Origin of the sequence: Micromonospora fluostatini, from assembly GCF_050410825.1 — a bacterium.
GTDB classification, from domain to species: Bacteria; Actinomycetota; Actinomycetes; order Mycobacteriales; family Micromonosporaceae; genus Micromonospora; species Micromonospora rosaria.
The window spans coordinates 4,695,868-4,712,158 of sequence record NZ_CP191251.1; the positions used below are offsets into that span (position 1 = coordinate 4,695,868).

Sequence of the window (16,291 nt, forward strand, 5' to 3'; positions counted from 1 at the left end):
GACGTGTCCGGGTACGGCCCGCGTGGTCGACCGCGCCGGTCAGCCCTTGATGTACGGCTTGCCGTCGGCGGCGGGGGCCCGGACCCGGCCGACCAGACCGGCCACGGCCAGGATCGTCGCCAGGTACGGCAGCATCGCCAGGAACTGGCTGGGGATGATGCTGTTGATCGCCCCGAGGTAGGTGCCGAGCTGGTCGGCGAAGCCGAAGAAGAGCGCGGCGAGCAGCGCCCCGGTCGGGCTCCACCGACCGAAGATCAACGCGGCCAGGGCGATGAAGCCCTTGCCACCGATCATGTTCTTGGTGAACGAGTAGAGCGCCAGCGTGTACGACGCGCCGCCGATGCCGGCGACCACCCCGGCGAGCAGCACGTTGCGGTAGCGCACCCGCAGCACCTTGACGCCGAGGGTGTCGGCGGCGGTGGGGTGCTCACCGACCGACCGGGTCCGCAGCCCCCAGCGGGTCCGGAACAGCGCGATGTGCAGCACCAGCACCAGCAGCAGGCCCAGGTACAGGAAGATGTTGCCGCGGAACAGCGCCGGGCCGAGCAGCGGGATGTCCGACAGCAGCGGGATCTCCCAGTTGGAGAAGCGGGGCGCGCTGTTGTAGCGGGCGGCGTCGGTCTGCATCAGCCGCTCGTAGAGGAAGCCGGTGACCCCGACCGCCAGCAGGTTGAGCACGATGCCCATGACCACCTGGTCGACCAGGTACCGGATGGCGAAGACGGCCAGCAGCAGCGAGATGAACGCGCCGCCGAGCGCCGCCGCGACCAGCCCCACCCAGACGCTGCCGGAGATGCTGCCGAACAGCGCCCCGCTGAAGGCGCCCATCAGCAACTGCCCCTCGATGGCCACGTTGACCACGCCGGAGCGTTCGCAGAGCACCCCGGCCAGCGCCCCGAAGATCAGCGGCAGGGCCAGGATGAAGGTGCCCCGGACGATGTTGACCAGGGGCATGAAGTTCTGCCCCGGCTGGGCGTCGGAGATCTGCCAGCAGAGGAAGGAGAGCACGAAGCCGACCAGGCCGACCCCGAGCACCAGGGTGAACCAGCGCTTCGGCAGCCCGACGAGCATCGCCGCGCCGGCGGCCACGGCGAACAGCCCGAACAGGACCGCGCCGAGCGTCCCGTGGATCGACAGGGCGGCCCCGGCGGAGTCCTCGCTGAGGGTGAAGCGGGCCTGCTCGCCGGTGGCCAGCGACCCGAACAGCACCGCGCCGACCAGGCCGAGCCCGACCAGCACCAGCCCGACCTTGCGGGTACGGGTCCAGAAACCCTCGTCGACCGGGGCGACCGCGACGTCCTCGACAGCCATGGTGGACATGATTGTCACCAGCCCTTCGCCAGGCTCGTCTGCAACCGCGCCGCGCGGGCGGCCCGGAGCTGGAAGATCGCCTTCACCAGGGCCGGTGCGGCGATGAAGATGACGATCAGCGCCTGGAGCACGGTGCCCAGTTCCAGCGAGATCCCCGCGTAGGACTGCATCCGGTTGCCGCCGGCCTGGAGCGCGCCGAAGAGCAGCGCGGCCAGCGCCACCCCCCACGGTTTCACCCGACCGAGCAGGGCCACCAGGATGCCGTCGAACCCGATCTGGGCGACGACCAGCGGGGTCAGCGCGGTCGCGGTGGAGCCGAGGACCATGTTGGAGCCGCCCAGGCCGGCCAGGACGCCGGCGAAGACCATGATCAGCACGTACGTCCGGGTGACGCTGATCCCGGCGGTGCGGGCGGCGTCCGGGTTCGCGCCCACCGCGCGCAGCTCGAAGCCGAGGGTGGAGCGGTTGAGCAGCCAGGCCACCGCCCAGGTGGCCAGCACGGCCAGGATGATGCCGGAGTGCGCCCGCAGGGTGTCGCCGAAGAGCCGGGGCAACTGCGCCGAGGCGTCCACCGACCGGCTGATCGCGTCGGTCCGGTTCGGGTCCTGGACGCCCTTCTGCACGATCAGCCAGGTCAGGAAGTACATGGCGATGTAGTTGAGCATGATCGTGTTGATCACCTCGTGGGCGCCGGTCCGGGCCTTGAGGATGCCCGGGATGAAGCCCCAGATCGCCCCGCCCAGGGCACCGGCGAGCACCGCGACGGCCAGGTGCAGCCCCGGCGGCAGCGGCAGCAGGAAGCCGGCCAGGGCGGCCAGGATGACGCCCATGGTGGCCTGCCCCTGGGCGCCGATGTTGAACAGGCCGCCCCGGAAGGCCAGCGCCACCGACAGGCCGGTGAAGACCAGCGGGGCGGTGTAGGTCAGGGTCTCCGAGATCGGGCTCATCGCCGCCTGGAAGCCCACCGCGCCGGGGTCGAAGACCGCGCCCCGGAACATGTTGGCGTAGGCGTCGCTGACCAGCGCCCAGCTCGCCTGGAGGGCGTCGCCGGGCCGCGCGGTGAAGTAGCTGTAGGTGGCGACCACCTCGGGGTCGGAGACGATCATCAGTACCGCGCCGACGACCATCGCCAGGAAGAGCGAGAGCAGGGTCACCGTGAAGGTGTTGGCGGCCCAGAGGTTCTCCAGGAAGGCCTGCCCGAGCGAGGGTCGCCGGGGCGGCTCCGGGGAGCCGGGGGTGGTCGCCGGCTCTGCCGACCCGGTCTTGCCGAGGGCGGTCCGCGCGGCCTGTGTCTCGGTGGCCGGTTCCTTGTCCGGCGACCCCGAGGGGGGAACTGCGTTGCTCATGCCTCGTCCTCGCTACCAGGGACCTCGGCCGTCGTACCGCCGTCGGTCGCCGTGCCGTCCTCGGTCGCCGTGCCGGGGGTGATGCCGGCCATCAGCAGGCCGATCGCCTCCCGGGAGGTGTCCGGGCCGACGATGCCGATGATCCGGCCCCGGTACATCACCGCGATCCGGTCGGCGAGCGCGATCACCTCGTCCAGCTCGCTGGAGACCACCAGGACGGCGGTGCCGATGTCCCGTTCGTGGATGACCCGGCTGTGGATGAACTCGATGGAACCGACGTCGACGCCCCGGGTCGGCTGGGCGGCGATGAAGAGCTTCAGCGGCCGGGACAGCTCCCGGGCGACGATCACCTTCTGCTGGTTGCCGCCGGAGAGGGTGCCCACCGGCGCCTCGGCCGAGGGGGTCCGGACGTCGAACTGGGCGATCCGCTCCCGCGCCGACTTCGTGATCTCGTCGAGCCGCAGGGCCAGCCCGCGTCCGAAGGGCGGCCGGTCGTAGAGGTCGAGCACCAGGTTCTCGGCGACGCTGAACTCCTTGACCACCCCGTCGACGCTGCGGTCCTCGGGGACGTAGCCGACCCCGGCACGGAGCACCTTCTTGGTCGACCAGCCGTCGACCTGCTGGCCGTCGAGGGTGACCGTGCCGGCGAGCAGCGGGCGCAGGCCCATGATCGCCTCGATCAGCTCGGTCTGTCCGTTGCCCTGCACCCCCGCGATGCCGAGGACCTCGCCCGCGTGCACGGTCAGGTCGACCCCGTCGACCGCGCGGACCTGCCGGTCGTCGTCCACGACCAGGCCGGCGACCTCCAGCACCGGCCTGCCCGGGGTGGCCGGCTGCTTCTCCACCGTGAGCCGGACGCTGCGCCCGACCATCAGGGCGGCCAACTCGTCCCGGCTCGCCTCCGGGGAGGCGGTGCCGACGGTCCGGCCGCGCCGGATCACGGTGATCCGGTCGGCGATCGCCTTGACCTCGCCGAGCTTGTGGGTGATGAAGACGATCGACTTGCCGGCCGCCTTCAGCGCCCGCATGACCGTGAGCAGTTCCTCGGTCTCCTGCGGCGTCAGCACGGCCGTCGGCTCGTCGAGGATGAGCAGGTCGACGTCGCGGGTGAGCGCCTTGACGATCTCCACCCGCTGCTGGATGCCGACCGGCAGGTCCTCGATGAGCGCGTCCGGGTCGACCCGCAGGTTGTACCGCTCGGAGACCTCGGTGACCTCCCGCCGGGCCCGGCGCCGGTCGAGGAAGCCGGCGATGCCGCCCCGGACCTGCTCGGCCCCGAGCATGATGTTCTCGGTGACGGTGAAGACCGGCACCAGCATGAAGTGCTGGTGCACCATGCCGATCCCGGCCGCGATCGCGTCGGAGGGGCCCTTGAGCTTCAGCGGCCGGCCGTCGACCAGGATCTCGCCCTCGTCGGGGTGGTAGAGCCCGTAGAGCACGTTCATCAGGGTCGACTTGCCCGCGCCGTTCTCACCGAGCAGGGCGTGGATCTCTCCTGGCTCCACCGTCAGGTCGATGTGGTCGTTGGCGACCAGGTCACCGAACCGCTTGGTGATGCCGCGCAGTTCGAGTCTCAGCGCAACCTCCGGGGTGCGAGCGGGGGAATGGTGCAGGGTTGCCGGCCGGGTCGGGCACGGCGCCGACCTGCGGAGGAGAGGTCGGTGCAGATCGGCCGCTCCGGTGGTGGGGCAGGAGTGCCCGCAGCGACCGGAGCGGCCGGATCGGCGTACCTGTGGCTCCCGGCCACCATCGGTGATCGTCTCACCGGTGGTCGCCGGGACCGGTCACTTCGGCTGCGCGGCCGAGGTGACCTTGATGGTGCCGGCGGCGATGTCCGCCTTCAGCTTGTCGACCTCGGCCTTCAGCTCGGCCGGGACCTTGCTGTCGAAGTCGTGGTACGGGGCCAGGCCGACGCCGTCGTTGGCCAGGTTGCCCAGGTAGCCGGGGTCGGCCGAGAGCTGCTCGCCACCGGCGGCCTTGACCACGGCCTCCTTGACGGCGTCGGCGATGTTCTTCACCACGGTGGTGATGATCGCCGGGCAGTTCTGGGTGCTCTCGCAGCCGTCGACGTCCACCCAGATGGTGTTGTACTTGCCGTTGGAGGCCTGGGCGGCACCGGTGGTGCCGAGGCCGGCGCCGCCGGCGACCGGCATGATGATGTCCGCGCCCTGGGCGACCAGCGCGTCGCTGACCTTCTTGCCCTCGTCCTGCTTGATGAAGTCGTTGGTGAACGAGCCGTTCTGGGAGGCCTTGTCCCAACCGACGACCTTGACGCTGCCGCTCTTGGTCTGGTTGTAGTGGGCCACCCCGTCGACGTAGCCGTCCATGAAGATCGTCACCGGCGGGATCTTCATGCCGCCGTAGGTGCCGACCGTGCCCGACTGGGTCATCCCGGCGGCCAGGTAACCGGCGAGGAAGCCGGCCTGGGCGGTGTCGAACTGCATCGGGTAGACGTTGGTCTCCGGCAGCTTCGCGTCGACGATGCCGAACTGCTGGTTCGGGTTCGCCTTGGCGATCTTGCCGGTGGCCTCGGCCATCAGCCCGCCGACGGCGAGGATGAAGTCGCACTTCTGGTTGACGTACTGCGTCAGGTTCGGCTCGTACTCGGCCTCGGCCTTCGACGGCACGTACTTGATGTCGATGTTGCCGTTCTCCGCCTTGGCGGCCTCCAGGCCCTTCCACGCGGAGGCGTTGAAGGACTTGTCGTCGATGCCGCCGACGTCGGTCACCATGCAGGCGCTGTACTTCGTCTCACCGCTGCCGGCGCTGTTGTTCTCCTCGGGAGCCTCACCACACGCGGCGGCACCCAACACGAGCCCACCCGCCGCGACGACGGAGGCGATCCGCATCCCACGCACAGAGCGCAAGACGTCTCCCTTCCCATTGCACACCGCGCCAGAAGCGGTGGCTGCCCTTGAGGCCGGCCTGCGCCATGCCGCCGGCGGTTCACGTTACGGACGCGAAGCGTACGCCCGCGTCCACCCACCGGCCGACAATCGTGCACGACTGTTGAACGCTCGTTACCCCTACGTAACCCTTGGGTGGGGGAAATCACTGCCGACGCCGGTCACCGGCCGGCCGGGCGTCCCGGAAGTCCGGTTGCCCGACCCGCCGGAGGGGCCGTACGGGTCACCGCCAGAAGACCGCCACAGCCGCGTTGACCAGGGTCAACACCAGGATTCCGAGGAAGTGCCCCCGGTGCACCGACTCCCGCTTGCGGGAGAAGAACACCATGACGAAGATCAGCAGCGCGATGACCGCCTTGGTAACAAGTTTCGCCGGGGAGGGCTCGTCCCCGTCCCGCAGCGGGGCGGAGAGACCGAGACCGGTGACCACCTGGATCACCGCACCCCAGAGCATGGCCGCGTTGATCCGCAGCCGCGCGCTGAGGTACTGCGCGATCCCGCCACCGAGCAGCAGGCCGAAACCGATCAGGTGCAGATAGAGAAGTACCAGCCGAAGAGCTTCCATGCCGACCATCCTCCCCCATCAACGACAGCTCGTAGTAGACGGCCCACCGGCTGAGCTCATACCGTGATCTCCACCGGCCGTCCGGCCCGGGACCGCCCGTGGTTCGGGGGTACGGCGACGCCCGGCCGGGAGACCCCGACCGGGCGCCGTACACCGTCCGCCGCGTCACCTGCGGGGCGACGGGCGGGGCAGGTCACTAGCTGAGCTTGACCGTACCGGTGATGTTGGTGTTCTTGATGGTGGTCTTGGCGCCGACGGCCTTCAGGCCCCCGTTGACGGTGGTCTCGACCAGGTTGACCAGCTTGGAGCCGTTGGCGTTGACGTCACCGTTGAGGGTGCTCTTGTACACGATCAGGCTGCCGCCGTTCGCGACCTTGACGACGCCGTTGACGGTCGCCCGGTCCAGGCAGACGGTGCTGCCGGACTTGACGGTCAGACCGCCGTTGACCCGGGCGGTGAGCACCTGGTCGCACTCGGGGTAGCTGACCTGGTTCTGCGGGTTCGACTCGTCGAGGGCCACCACGGCCTCGGCGTTGTTGGTCCGGGCGTCCGCGAACTTCAGGACGTCGAAGCCCTTCTGGATGTCGGACGAGTAGACGAACCCGTTGTGGTAGTAGGCCGACCAGGAGCCGCCCAGCACCAGACGCGAGTCCGACAGCGGGCCCCGCTCCCAGAACCCGAGCTCGACCGGGTTGCTGGAGTCGGTGAAGTCGAAGACCGAGATGCCGCCCTGGTACCAGGCCTGGACCATGATGTCGCGGCCCATGGCCGGGATCAGCGAGCCGTTGTGGGCGACGCAGTTCTCGAAGCGGGTGTTCTCCCGCGGGATCTTGAAGTAGCTCTTGAAGACCAGCTTCCGGTCGGCGCCCTCACCCTCGATGTCGAAGAGGGCGTTGGCACCGCGCTTCGGGCCGATGGTCGGGTTGCAGGTGGCCGAGCCACCGCCGCCCAGCTCGTCGGTGAAGATGACCTTGTTGCCGCTGTTGTTGAAGGTCGCGGAGTGCCAGAAGGCGAAGTTGGTGTCCCGGACCCGGCTGAGCACGACCGGGTTGGTCCGGTCCGAGATGTCCATCAGGACGCCGTCGCCCATGCAGGCACCGGCGGCCAGGTCCAGCTCGGCGTAGACGGTCACGTCGTGGCAACCGCTGGTCGAGGCGGCGCCCAGGTCACCCGGGAACAGGTTCGGGGTGGCGACCACCGCGGCCTGGGTCGGGTCGTTCAGCGGCACCTCGATGATCGAGAGCTTGTCGTGCGGCGGCTGGCAGTCCGGGAAGCTCGCGTTCGGGCTGTAGGACTGGACGTAGACGTAGATCTTGTCCTTGGTCTTCGCCGGCACCAGGGTGTGGGTGTGCGAGCCGCAGTCGGTCTCGATCGCCTTGATGTAGGTCGGGTTGACCTTGTCGGAGACGTCGAAGATCCGGACGCCCTCCCACGAGTCCTTGATGGTCGCGGACTGGGCGGTGCTGTTGCAGGAGTCGTCGTTACGGGACGAGTCCACCGAGAGGAACAGCAGGTCGCCGTAGATCGAGATGTCGTTCTGCGCGCCGGGGCAGAGGACCTGGCTAGTGACCTTCGGGTTCCGCGGCTGCTTGATGTCGTAGATCGTGAAGCCGTTGTAGTTGCCGACGAAGGCGTAGTTGCCCTGGAAGGCGATGTCCGTGCCGTAAGCGGACTCGGACTCGAACGCCCCCGTCTTCGGCAGGTTGGCGATCGTCCGGAAGTTGCTGCTGGAGGAGATCTCATCGACACCCGGGATGACGTAGGCCGGGTCGTTGGCGGTCTCCTCGACCTCGGCGGCGCTGGCGGGTGCGCCGGCCACAGTGGTCGCGAGGAGAGCTGCGGCGGCAGCCAGGCTGATGGCCCCGAGCCTCCGCGTCCCTTGTGGGGGTTTTCTGAACATGGAGCGACACCCTTCGTCGGGGTTGGGTCGAGAGGTAGCGGGACCATATCGTGGCCCCGACCTGGACATTGTGATACGCATCACACCCTGGAACCAAGCTTGATAACGATCAAGCAACAGCCACCTGGCAGCTCGCTGAACAAAAACCGCAGGTCGGAGTTAAGGTCCAAATCGCTTCGCCGACCCTTCCGGTGCAGGCCAGGCCGCGTTACGATCCCGGCCAACTCTGGGCCAGTAATGGGAGACGACTTGTGCTAGGCAAACAGACCGGGGGGCGGTCCCGCCGGTGGCGGCCCATCGTGCTGGTGGAGCTGGCCGTGCTCGGCGTGCTGGTGGCCGGGGTCGCGGTGGCCGTCGGGCTGTCCCGCGACGAGCCCGAGCCGACGGCGAGCGCCGCCGCTCCGGAGCCGATCCAGCTTTCCTCGGCGCCGGACGTCACCGCGCCGGTGGTGATCCCCGGGCGGCCCGGCCAGAGCGCGTCGACGGTGCCGTCCAACGAGTTCAGTCCGCAGCCGGCCCCCGCCTACAACGCGGCCGACGTCCGGTTCGTCAGCATGATGATCCCCCACCACGAGCAGGCGCTGGTGATGGCCCGGCTCGCCCCCGAGCGGGCCGGGAACACGCAGATCGCGGCCATCGCGGACCGCATCCTGGCCGCGCAGGGCCCGGAGATCAAGGCGCTGGAGGCCTGGCTGGAGTCCAAGGGCCTCAAGCGTGAGGCCGCGACCGCGCAGCACGGGCACGAGATGGCCGGGATGCAGTCGCCGGAGGCGATGAAGTCGCTGGAGGCCGCCCGGGGCGCCGAGTTCGACAAGATGTTCGTCGACATGATGAGCGCCCACCACCAGGGCGCCATCACGATGGCGCTGGAGGCCCAGACGCTCGGCGTGGACCCGATCGTCAACGAGACCGCCACCAGCACGGCGGTCGAGCAGCGGGTGGAGATCCAGCGGATGAAGGAGGCCCTGGCCGGCTGAGCGGCCAGGGCCCCGGTCGGATCAGCCCGTAGGGCCCCGGCCGGCTCAGCCCGTAGGGCCCCGGTCGGGTCAGCCCGCCAGGGCCCCGGTCGGGTCAGCCCGCCAGCCGCCAGACCTGGAACGTCGGGCCGTCGGCGGGGAGCACCAGCGTGCCGGTCGCGTCCGGACGCAGGTCGTCGGCGCCGCCGTACACGCTGGTGGCGGCCGGCAGGCCGGTCAGCCGTACCGGGACGCCGGGCGCGCGCCGGGCCAGCACCAGCACCGCGCCGGTCGGGGCCTCACGCAGGAAGACCAGGGTGTCCGGGTCGACGTGGACCCGACGCAGGCCGCCGTGGCGCAGCGCCGGCTCGGCCCGCCGCAGCGCCAGCAGCGACCGGTACGCCGCCAGGGTGCCCCGGTCCCAGCTCTCCGGCCGGTGCCAGGGCATCGGGGTCCGCGACCCCTCCCCGTTGGTACCGGTCAGCCCCAGTTCGTCCCCGGCGAAGACCATCGGCGTACCGGGCATCGTGGCGAGCAGCCCGGCGGCCACCTCCTGCCGGGCGGCGTCGCCGACCACCGTGCGGACCCGGGCCGAGTCGTGCGAGCCGAGCAACTGCCACGAGTGGGTGTACGACCGCCAGGAGACCAGCGACCGGTAGGTGTCCATGGTGGCCAGCACCTCCGGGGCGGACCGTCGGACGACCCCGCCCGGGGTGCCGAGGAAGTTCGGCACCTCGGCGTCGCCGTCCTTGAGCCAGGACAGCACCGGATCGGTGAAGCCGACGTAGTTCATCGTCCCGTGCCAGCCGTCCCGGTCCAGGTCACCGGTGTGGTCGTGGCCGTGCTCGCCGACCACCAGCACGTCCGGCCGGGTCTGCACGGCCGCCCGGCGCAGCAACGCCGCCACCTCGTGGGTGTACCCGTCGGCCCCGCGCCGGCCGGTCATGTTCGCCACGTCGACCCGCCAGCCGTCCAGCCCGTACGGCGGGCGCAGCCAGCGGCGCAGCAGCGAGTCCTCGGCGGTGGCGAACCGGCGGCGCAGCTCGGCGCTGCCCCAGTTGAGCTTCGGCAGCGACCGCACCCCGTTCCACGACTCGTAGTCACCGGTGGCGTCGAAGTAGTACAGCTCCCGCTCGGCGGCGGAGCCGGCCAGCGCCGCCCGGAACCACTCGTGCGCGTCGCCGGTGTGGTTGCTGGTGATGTCGCCGATCAGCCGCCAGCCCCGGCCGTGCACCGCGTCGGCGAGCCGGGCCAGCGCCGCGTCCCCGCCGAGCAGCGGGTCGATCCGGTCGAAGCTGGCCGCGTCGTACCGGTGGTTGGAGCGGGCCGGGAAGATCGGGGTGAGGTACAGGGTGTTCACCCCGAGCCGGTCGAGGTGGTCCAGGTGCGCGGCGACGCCGTCCAGGTCGCCGCCGTATAACTGGCGGGGGGTCTCCGGGCCGCGCCCGATCACCGGGGTGTCCCAGTCGCAGGGGATGGCCCAGTCCGGGGCGGCCCGGTCGGCGGCGGCGGCCGAGCGGGCGAACCGGTCCGGGAAGACCTGGTAGACGACGGCGTCGCGGATCCAGGCCGGCGGCGGGTCGTACGTCACCAGTCTGAAGTCACCGGCGTCCGGCACGTCGTGGCCGACCACCCCGGCGGCGTTCAGCCACCGCCGGCCCCGGCGGCCGGTGAGCAGGAACCGGTAGCCGGTGACCGGGTTACGGACCTCGACGTCGGCCCGGTACCAGACCTCGGTGTCGGTCCGCCGGTCGACGGTCGCCTCGGCGAATTTCGGCTCGCCGTCCGGGGTGGTGCGCAGGTGCACCCGTTCGACGTCGGTGCCGGCCGGCACCCGGACCAGGACCGGCACGGTGTCGCCGAGGGCCGGCGTCTGCTCGGGGACGTACAGTGCGGAGCCGTCGTGGTGCGGATTCATGGGCAGCGTCCTTTCGGGGCGGTCGGTACTCACCGAGGAGATGCCGACCCGCGACCGGGTGTCCCGGCCGCGGGTCGGGCGTGGCACATCTGCTCCGGTGTACGCCGCCGTCCGCCGACGCCCTTGCCGCAGCTCGCTGTCGCGGGGCTCAGCCCTTGACCGCTCCGGAGGTGAGGCCGGAGACGATGTAGCGCTGGAGGAACTGGAACACCAGCACGGTGGGGATCGCGGTGAGCAGGGTCGCCGCCGCGAAGATGCCGAAGTTGTTGTTCCGCTCGTTGCCCTGCAACATGCCGTACATCCCGACGGCGAGGGTCTTCGAGTCACCGTTGGTGAGGAAGACGTTCGCCATCAGGAACTCGTTGATCGTGTTGATGAAGGCGAGCAGCCCGGTCACCGCCAGGATCGGCGCCACCAGCGGCAGCATGATCCGGAAGAAGACCTGGGCGTGGCTGGCCCCGTCCATGGTGGCCGACTCGTCCAGCTCCCTCGGCAGGGTGTCGAAGAAGCCCTTCATCAGCCAGGTGTTCACCCCGAGCGCCCCACCGAGGTAGAGCAGCAGCAGGCCCCACGGGGTGTTGAAGCCGATCTCCGGCCACAGCCCGGTGATCGTGCCGAAGATCAGGAAGATCGCCACGATCGCCAGGAACTGCGGGAACATCTGGATCAGCAGCAGCGAGAGCAGCCCCACCCGCCGGCCGGCGAAGCGCATCCGGGAGAAGGCGTACGCGGCCAGCGAGGAGAGGAACACCGAGACGAACGAGGCCGCCCCGGCGATCAGCAGCGAGTTGAGGAACCAGCGGCCGAACGGGGTCCGCTCGAACAGTTCGCCGAAGTTGCCGAAGGAGACCCCGTCCGCCGGCACCAGCCCGGTGGAGCTGAGGGTGCCGAGCGGGTTGAGCGCGGCGGAGAAGACGAACACGATCGGGAAGAGGCTGAACAGCACCGCCAGCACCCCGACCAGGTGCCGCCAGCCGACCTGGGCGAACCAGCGGTTGCGCCGCCGGGCCCGGCCGGGGCGGGCGCCGGCCGGCTCGTCGGTGGCACGGCCGGTGGCCGCCGCACCGGTGAGCGTGGTCATGCGTACACCTCCTCCTGCTTGCGGGTGCGCCGGAAGCTCACCGCCGAGACCAGCGCCACGATGGTGAAGATGAACAGCGAGATCGCCGCCGCGAAGCCGAACTCCGCGCCCTGCCCGCCGAAGGCCAGCCGGTAGGTGTACGTGATCAGCAGGTCGGTCGCCCCGTTGCTCGGGTTGTCCGCCGGGAAGGGCGCGCCCTCGGTGGTCAGGTAGATCGCGTTGAAGTTGTTGAAGTTGAACGCGAACGACGCGATCAGCAGCGGGGAGAGGGCGACCAGCAGCAGCGGCAGGGTGACGGCCCGGAAGGACTGCCACGGTGAGGCGCCGTCCACGCTGGTGGCCTCGGTCAGCTCCCGGGGGATCGCCTGGAGCGCGCCGGTGGCCACCAGGAACATGTACGGGTACCCGAGCCAGAGCTGCACCAGGATCACCGCGATCCGGGCGGTCCACTCGTCGCCGAACCAGTCCACCCCCAGCCCGAACACGCTGTTGATCAGGCCGAAGTCGGTGTTGAACATGTCCCGCCAGACCAGCAGCATGGCGAACGACGGCATCGCGTACGGCAGGATCAGCAGCACCCGGTAGACGTTGGTGCCGCGCATCCGGGGCGAGTGCAGCGCCAGCGCGATGAACATGCCCAGGATGAAGGTGCCGCCGGTGGAGCCGATGGCGAAGGCGAAGTTCCAGACCAGCGTGCCGAAGAACGGGCCGGAGATGTTCGGGTCGGTGAGCACCCGGGTGAAGTTGCTCAGCCCGACGGTGACCTTCCAGCCCTGGGCCAGCCGTTCCCCGTCGGCGGCGACGAACGCGCCGATGTCGTCGTCGGCCGTCCAGGTCCTGCCGGACTCGCTGTCCCGGATGCAGTCGCACCCGTCGTCGTACGCCCGCACCGCCGTGCCCTCGTAGGCGCGGGACAGGCCGGACGAGCGCAGCGCGCCGCCGGCGGTCGGCACCACCAGTTCGGTGATCTCCTGGCTGCGGGCGCTGGCCTGGCCGATGTTCAGCACGGTGTAGCCCTGCGCGGCGGTGACCCGGCCGCCCGGGGCGACGGTGACGTCACCCGGGTCGAGCCGGCGCAGCCCGTCGCCGTCACCGACCTGGACGGTCCCGGTGCCCGGGTCGGTGACCAGGAAGACCAGCGGACCGGTGGCCGGGTCGCCGGTGGTGGCGATGGTCAGCGCGTACTCGGCGGAGCCGGGGACCTGCCGCACCGAGGCGGTCTGGATGGCCACCACCGCCTCGTCCTTGCTCCCCCGGTGGCCGTCGCCGAAGTTCGTGAAGGCCGTGCTCGCCGTGTAGAGCACCGGGAGCACCTGGAACGCGATCAGGAAGAGGGTGCCGGGGACCAGGTACTTCGCCGGGACGTGCCGGCGACCCAGGTACAGGTAGAACAGGCCGGCGGTGGTCACCGCCAGCACCCCCAGGCCGACCCAGTGGCCGCCCTCCAGCAGCGGGAAGGCCGCCCAGACCGCGATCGCGGCGGTGAGGCCGAGCAGGACCACCTTGATCGCGAGACCGGTCGGACTGACCGTCGCGTCGTGACGTGGGGTACGTCCCCGGCCGGGCCGGGAGCCGGCGGGCTCCCGGCCCGGGGTCCGCGACGCGGACCCCGGGCCGGACAGCGGCGTGCTCATTACTTGATCGAGCCGGTGATCGTCTTACCGGCCGCGGTGATGGTCTTCTCCGGGTCGGCACCGCCGATGATCGCCGCCTCGGCCTTGCCGAACGGGTCCCAGATCGCGGCCATCGCCGGGATCGCCGGCAGGACCTGGCCGTTCTTGCCGGCCTCGGTGAACTTGACCAGGTCCGGGTCCTGCGCCTTGACCTGGTCGAGGGCGGCGGTCAGCGCCGGGGGCCGGGGCTCGGCCTCGTACAGGGCCACGGCCAGGTCGGGCTTGGTGGTGTAGTTGGCGACGAACTCCTGCGCCAGGGCCTTGTTCTTGCCCTTCGCGGCGACGTAGAACGCCTGGACGCCGACGAACGGCTGGGCCTCCTGGCCACCGGCGAAGCCGGGGAACGGGGAGATGTCGTAGCTCAGGTTGGCCTTCTTCACGTCGGTGGTGGCCCACGGCCCGGAGGCCAGGTAGGCGCACTTCTTGCTGGTGAAGGTGGCGATCGAGTTGGTGTCGGAGATGGAGCGCTTCAGCACGCCCTCGCCCTTCTCCCCGAGCGCGGCGATCTTCTTGAACGCCTCGATCGAGCCGGGCTTGCCGACGCCGACGTCGCTCGGGTCGTAGTCGCCGGTGGCGTTGGTGCCGAAGAGGTAACCGCCGCCCGAGGTGTACAGCGGGTAGATGTGGTACGAGTCGCCGTTCTGGCCGACCTGGAGGCAGAGGATCTCGCTGACCTTCTTCTCCGCCTTCAGCTTCTTGCCGGTGGCGACCAGGTCCTCGATGGTGGCCGGGGCCTCGGGGGCCAGCTCGGTGTTGCGGATCAGGGCCAGGTTCTCCTGCGCGTAGGGCACGCCGTAGAGCTGGCCGTTGAAGGTGACCGCCTTGATGGCCGTCTCGTTGAACGCGCTCTTCTGCTCGGCGGCGAGCTGCACCGGCTCGATCGCGCCGTTCTGCACCAGGTTGCCGATCCAGTCGTGTGCGCCGACCACCACGTCCGGGCCGCTGCCCTGCTGCGCGGCGGTGACGAAGTTGGTCTGCAGGTCCTTGGAGACGGCCTGCACCTCGACGGTGACGCCGTTCTCCTGGCCGAACCGGTCCGCGAACGGCTTGAGGGCGGCGGTCCGCTTGTCGTCGGCCCAGATCACCAGCTTGCCGCCGGCGGCGCCGGCGGACTCCTGCGCGGCCGGCTCGTCGTTGCCGTCGCTGCCGCCGCAGCCGGCGGCGGCGAGGGCCAGGCCGAGGGCGGCGACCACACCCGCGGTACGGATGCGCATCGGTACTCCTGTCGTCATGGCGGCCGGCCGGACATCGGCGCACCGCCAGTGGAAACCTTGAAAGATTCGTGCCAACCGGCGCGCGGGGTGCGGCGCCGCTACTCTCGCGTGTTGCGGGGACGTTAGCAAGAGATTGCAGGTGATGGAAGACCTTGCAGTGGCGTACGCAAGAAGTTGCCTCTGCGCTACAGTGCCGCCATGCGCGCTCGACTGTCCGACATCGCCCAACAGGCCGATGTCAGCGAGGCCACCGTGTCGCGGGTGCTCAACGACCGTCCCGGCGTGGCCCCCGAGACCCGGCAGGCCGTCCTGACCGCCCTCGACGTCCTCGGTTACGAGCGCCCCGCCCGGTTGCGCAAGCGCAGTGCCGGGCTGGTCGGCCTGGTCACCCCGGAGCTGGAGAACCCGATCTTCCCCGCCTTCGCGCAGGTGATCGAGTCGACCCTGGCCCAGAGCGGGTTCACCCCGGTGCTCTGCACCCAGACCCCCGGCGGGGTCACCGAGGACGAGTACGTCGAGATGCTGCTGGACCGGCAGGTCTCCGGGATCGTCTTCGTCTCCGGCCTGCACGCCGACACCGCCGCCAACCACGACCGGTACCGCTCGCTGATCACCCGGCCGCTGCCCGTCGTCATGATCAACGGGTACGTGCCCGGCATCGCCGCGCCCTTCGTCTCCTGCGACGACCGGGAGGCCACCGAACTGGCCGTCGCCCACCTGGTCGCGCTCGGGCACCGGCGGATCGGGCTGATCACCGGCCCGGACCGGTTCGTCCCGGTGCAGCGGCGGGTGGCCGGGTACCGGGCCGCCATGCAACGGCACACCGGCCTGACCGAGGCGGAGTTGGCCGAGCTGGCCGAGCTGACCCTGTTCGGGGTGGAGGGCGGCGAGGCCGCCGCGAGCCGACTGCTGGACCGGGGCGTCACCGGGATCGTCTCCGGCTCGGACCTGATGGCCCTCGGCGCGATCCGGGCCGCCCGCCAGCGCGGGCTGTCGGTCCCCGGGGACCTCTCCGTGGTCGGGTACGACGACTCCCCGCTGATGGCCTTCACCGACCCGCCGCTGACCACCATGCGGCAGCCGGTCGCGGCGATGGCGGTCGCCGCCGTCCGGGCCCTGGTCGACGAGATCAACGGGCACGCCGCACCGCACTCGGAGTACCTGTTCCGCCCGGAGCTGGTGGTCCGGGGCTCCACCGCGGTCGCCCGCTCGGCGACGGGCGCGACCGGCGAGCCCGGCGCCGCCGGGACCGGTTCCGGCAAGCGGCAGCGCCCCGCCCCGCCGGCCCTGCCCGTACCCGCCTGAACCGATCCGCCCCGACCAGGGGTTCGACGTCTTGACGTCAATTCTTGCGTAAACTCTGCTTGACTCTTGCAGTCGTTGGCCGGCATTCTGCTGTGACATCCGCGCCCACCCGCAGC

General features: G+C 70.5%; 11 protein-coding genes and 1 pseudogene. 2 read left to right on the forward strand and 10 right to left on the reverse strand.

The window, feature by feature from the left end:
* Positions 1 to 39: 39 nt before the first annotated feature.
* The 6 genes and pseudogenes from ACQUFX_RS20505 to ACQUFX_RS20530 all read right to left on the reverse strand — a co-directional run.
* Positions 40 to 1,320, reverse strand: coding sequence for an ABC transporter permease (locus ACQUFX_RS20505; protein WP_428961963.1), 1,281 nt, complete (start codon positions 1,318 to 1,320; stop codon positions 40 to 42).
* A gap of 5 nt (positions 1,321 to 1,325) precedes the next feature.
* Entirely contained in the window at positions 1,326 to 2,657 is a 1,332-nt protein-coding gene (locus tag ACQUFX_RS20510; RefSeq protein WP_428961964.1) for an ABC transporter permease, read from the reverse strand.
* The gene (locus tag ACQUFX_RS20515) at positions 2,654 to 4,270 is read right to left on the reverse strand and encodes an ABC transporter ATP-binding protein (protein ID WP_428967014.1); all 1,617 of its coding nucleotides are present in this window, start codon (positions 4,268 to 4,270) and stop codon (positions 2,654 to 2,656) included. The genes ACQUFX_RS20510 and ACQUFX_RS20515 overlap by 4 nt, the downstream gene beginning before the upstream one ends.
* Before the next feature lie 171 nt (positions 4,271 to 4,441).
* Positions 4,442 to 5,506 carry a BMP family lipoprotein gene (locus tag ACQUFX_RS20520; protein ID WP_067368979.1) on the reverse strand — a complete coding sequence of 355 codons (1,065 nt, stop codon included), beginning with the start codon at positions 5,504 to 5,506 and terminating at the stop codon, positions 4,442 to 4,444.
* Between the two features lie 280 nt (positions 5,507 to 5,786).
* Positions 5,787 to 6,128, reverse strand: coding sequence for a hypothetical protein (locus ACQUFX_RS20525; protein WP_428961965.1), 342 nt, complete (start codon positions 6,126 to 6,128; stop codon positions 5,787 to 5,789).
* Positions 6,129 to 6,615: 487 nt separating this feature from the next.
* Positions 6,616 to 8,028: pseudogene (locus ACQUFX_RS20530) on the reverse strand (LVIVD repeat-containing protein); the annotation flags it as partial.
* Positions 8,029 to 8,279: 251 nt separating this feature from the next.
* Between ACQUFX_RS20530 and ACQUFX_RS20535 the strand changes: the two are divergent.
* Positions 8,280 to 9,005, forward strand: a complete 726-nt coding sequence (locus ACQUFX_RS20535) for a DUF305 domain-containing protein (RefSeq protein WP_428961966.1) — start codon at positions 8,280 to 8,282, stop codon at positions 9,003 to 9,005.
* 94 nt (positions 9,006 to 9,099) lie between these two features.
* Here ACQUFX_RS20535 and ACQUFX_RS20540 read toward each other — a convergent pair whose 3' ends face one another.
* The 4 genes from ACQUFX_RS20540 to ACQUFX_RS20555 form a co-directional block, all read right to left on the reverse strand.
* Entirely contained in the window at positions 9,100 to 10,908 is a 1,809-nt protein-coding gene (locus ACQUFX_RS20540; protein ID WP_428967015.1) for an alpha-amylase family glycosyl hydrolase, read from the reverse strand.
* A 142-nt stretch (positions 10,909 to 11,050) separates the two neighbouring features.
* On the reverse strand, positions 11,051 to 11,983 hold the full coding sequence (locus ACQUFX_RS20545) for a sugar ABC transporter permease (protein ID WP_428961967.1): 933 nt from the start codon (positions 11,981 to 11,983) through the stop codon (positions 11,051 to 11,053).
* Positions 11,980 to 13,617, reverse strand: coding sequence for an ABC transporter permease subunit (locus ACQUFX_RS20550; RefSeq protein WP_428961968.1), 1,638 nt, complete (start codon positions 13,615 to 13,617; stop codon positions 11,980 to 11,982). Before ACQUFX_RS20550 ends, ACQUFX_RS20545 begins: the two co-directional genes overlap by 4 nt.
* The gene (locus ACQUFX_RS20555; protein WP_428961969.1) at positions 13,617 to 14,870 is read right to left on the reverse strand and encodes a sugar ABC transporter substrate-binding protein; all 1,254 of its coding nucleotides are present in this window, start codon (positions 14,868 to 14,870) and stop codon (positions 13,617 to 13,619) included. The genes ACQUFX_RS20550 and ACQUFX_RS20555 overlap by 1 nt, the downstream gene beginning before the upstream one ends.
* A 198-nt stretch (positions 14,871 to 15,068) precedes the next feature.
* On the opposite strand from ACQUFX_RS20555, the gene ACQUFX_RS20560 reads away from it, so the two are divergent.
* The gene (locus ACQUFX_RS20560; RefSeq protein ID WP_428961970.1) at positions 15,069 to 16,175 is read left to right on the forward strand and encodes a LacI family DNA-binding transcriptional regulator; all 1,107 of its coding nucleotides are present in this window, start codon (positions 15,069 to 15,071) and stop codon (positions 16,173 to 16,175) included.
* Positions 16,176 to 16,291 lie beyond the last annotated feature (116 nt).

Bases quoted from the DNA above. Each gene is read 5' to 3' on its own strand.
- ACQUFX_RS20545 (WP_428961967.1), bottom strand. From the start codon at position 11,983: ATGACCACGCTCACCGGTGCGGCGGCCACCGGCCGTGCCACCGACGAG.
- ACQUFX_RS20555 (WP_428961969.1), bottom strand. From the start codon at position 14,870: ATGCGCATCCGTACCGCGGGTGTGGTCGCCGCCCTCGGCCTGGCCCTC.
- ACQUFX_RS20510 (WP_428961964.1), bottom strand. From the start codon at position 2,657: ATGAGCAACGCAGTTCCCCCCTCGGGGTCGCCGGACAAGGAACCGGCC.
- ACQUFX_RS20525 (WP_428961965.1), bottom strand. From the start codon at position 6,128: ATGGAAGCTCTTCGGCTGGTACTTCTCTATCTGCACCTGATCGGTTTC.
- ACQUFX_RS20520 (WP_067368979.1), bottom strand. From the start codon at position 5,506: ATGCGGATCGCCTCCGTCGTCGCGGCGGGTGGGCTCGTGTTGGGTGCC.
- ACQUFX_RS20505 (WP_428961963.1), bottom strand. From the start codon at position 1,320: ATGTCCACCATGGCTGTCGAGGACGTCGCGGTCGCCCCGGTCGACGAG.
- ACQUFX_RS20560 (WP_428961970.1), top strand. From the start codon at position 15,069: ATGCGCGCTCGACTGTCCGACATCGCCCAACAGGCCGATGTCAGCGAG.
- ACQUFX_RS20550 (WP_428961968.1), bottom strand. From the start codon at position 13,617: ATGAGCACGCCGCTGTCCGGCCCGGGGTCCGCGTCGCGGACCCCGGGC.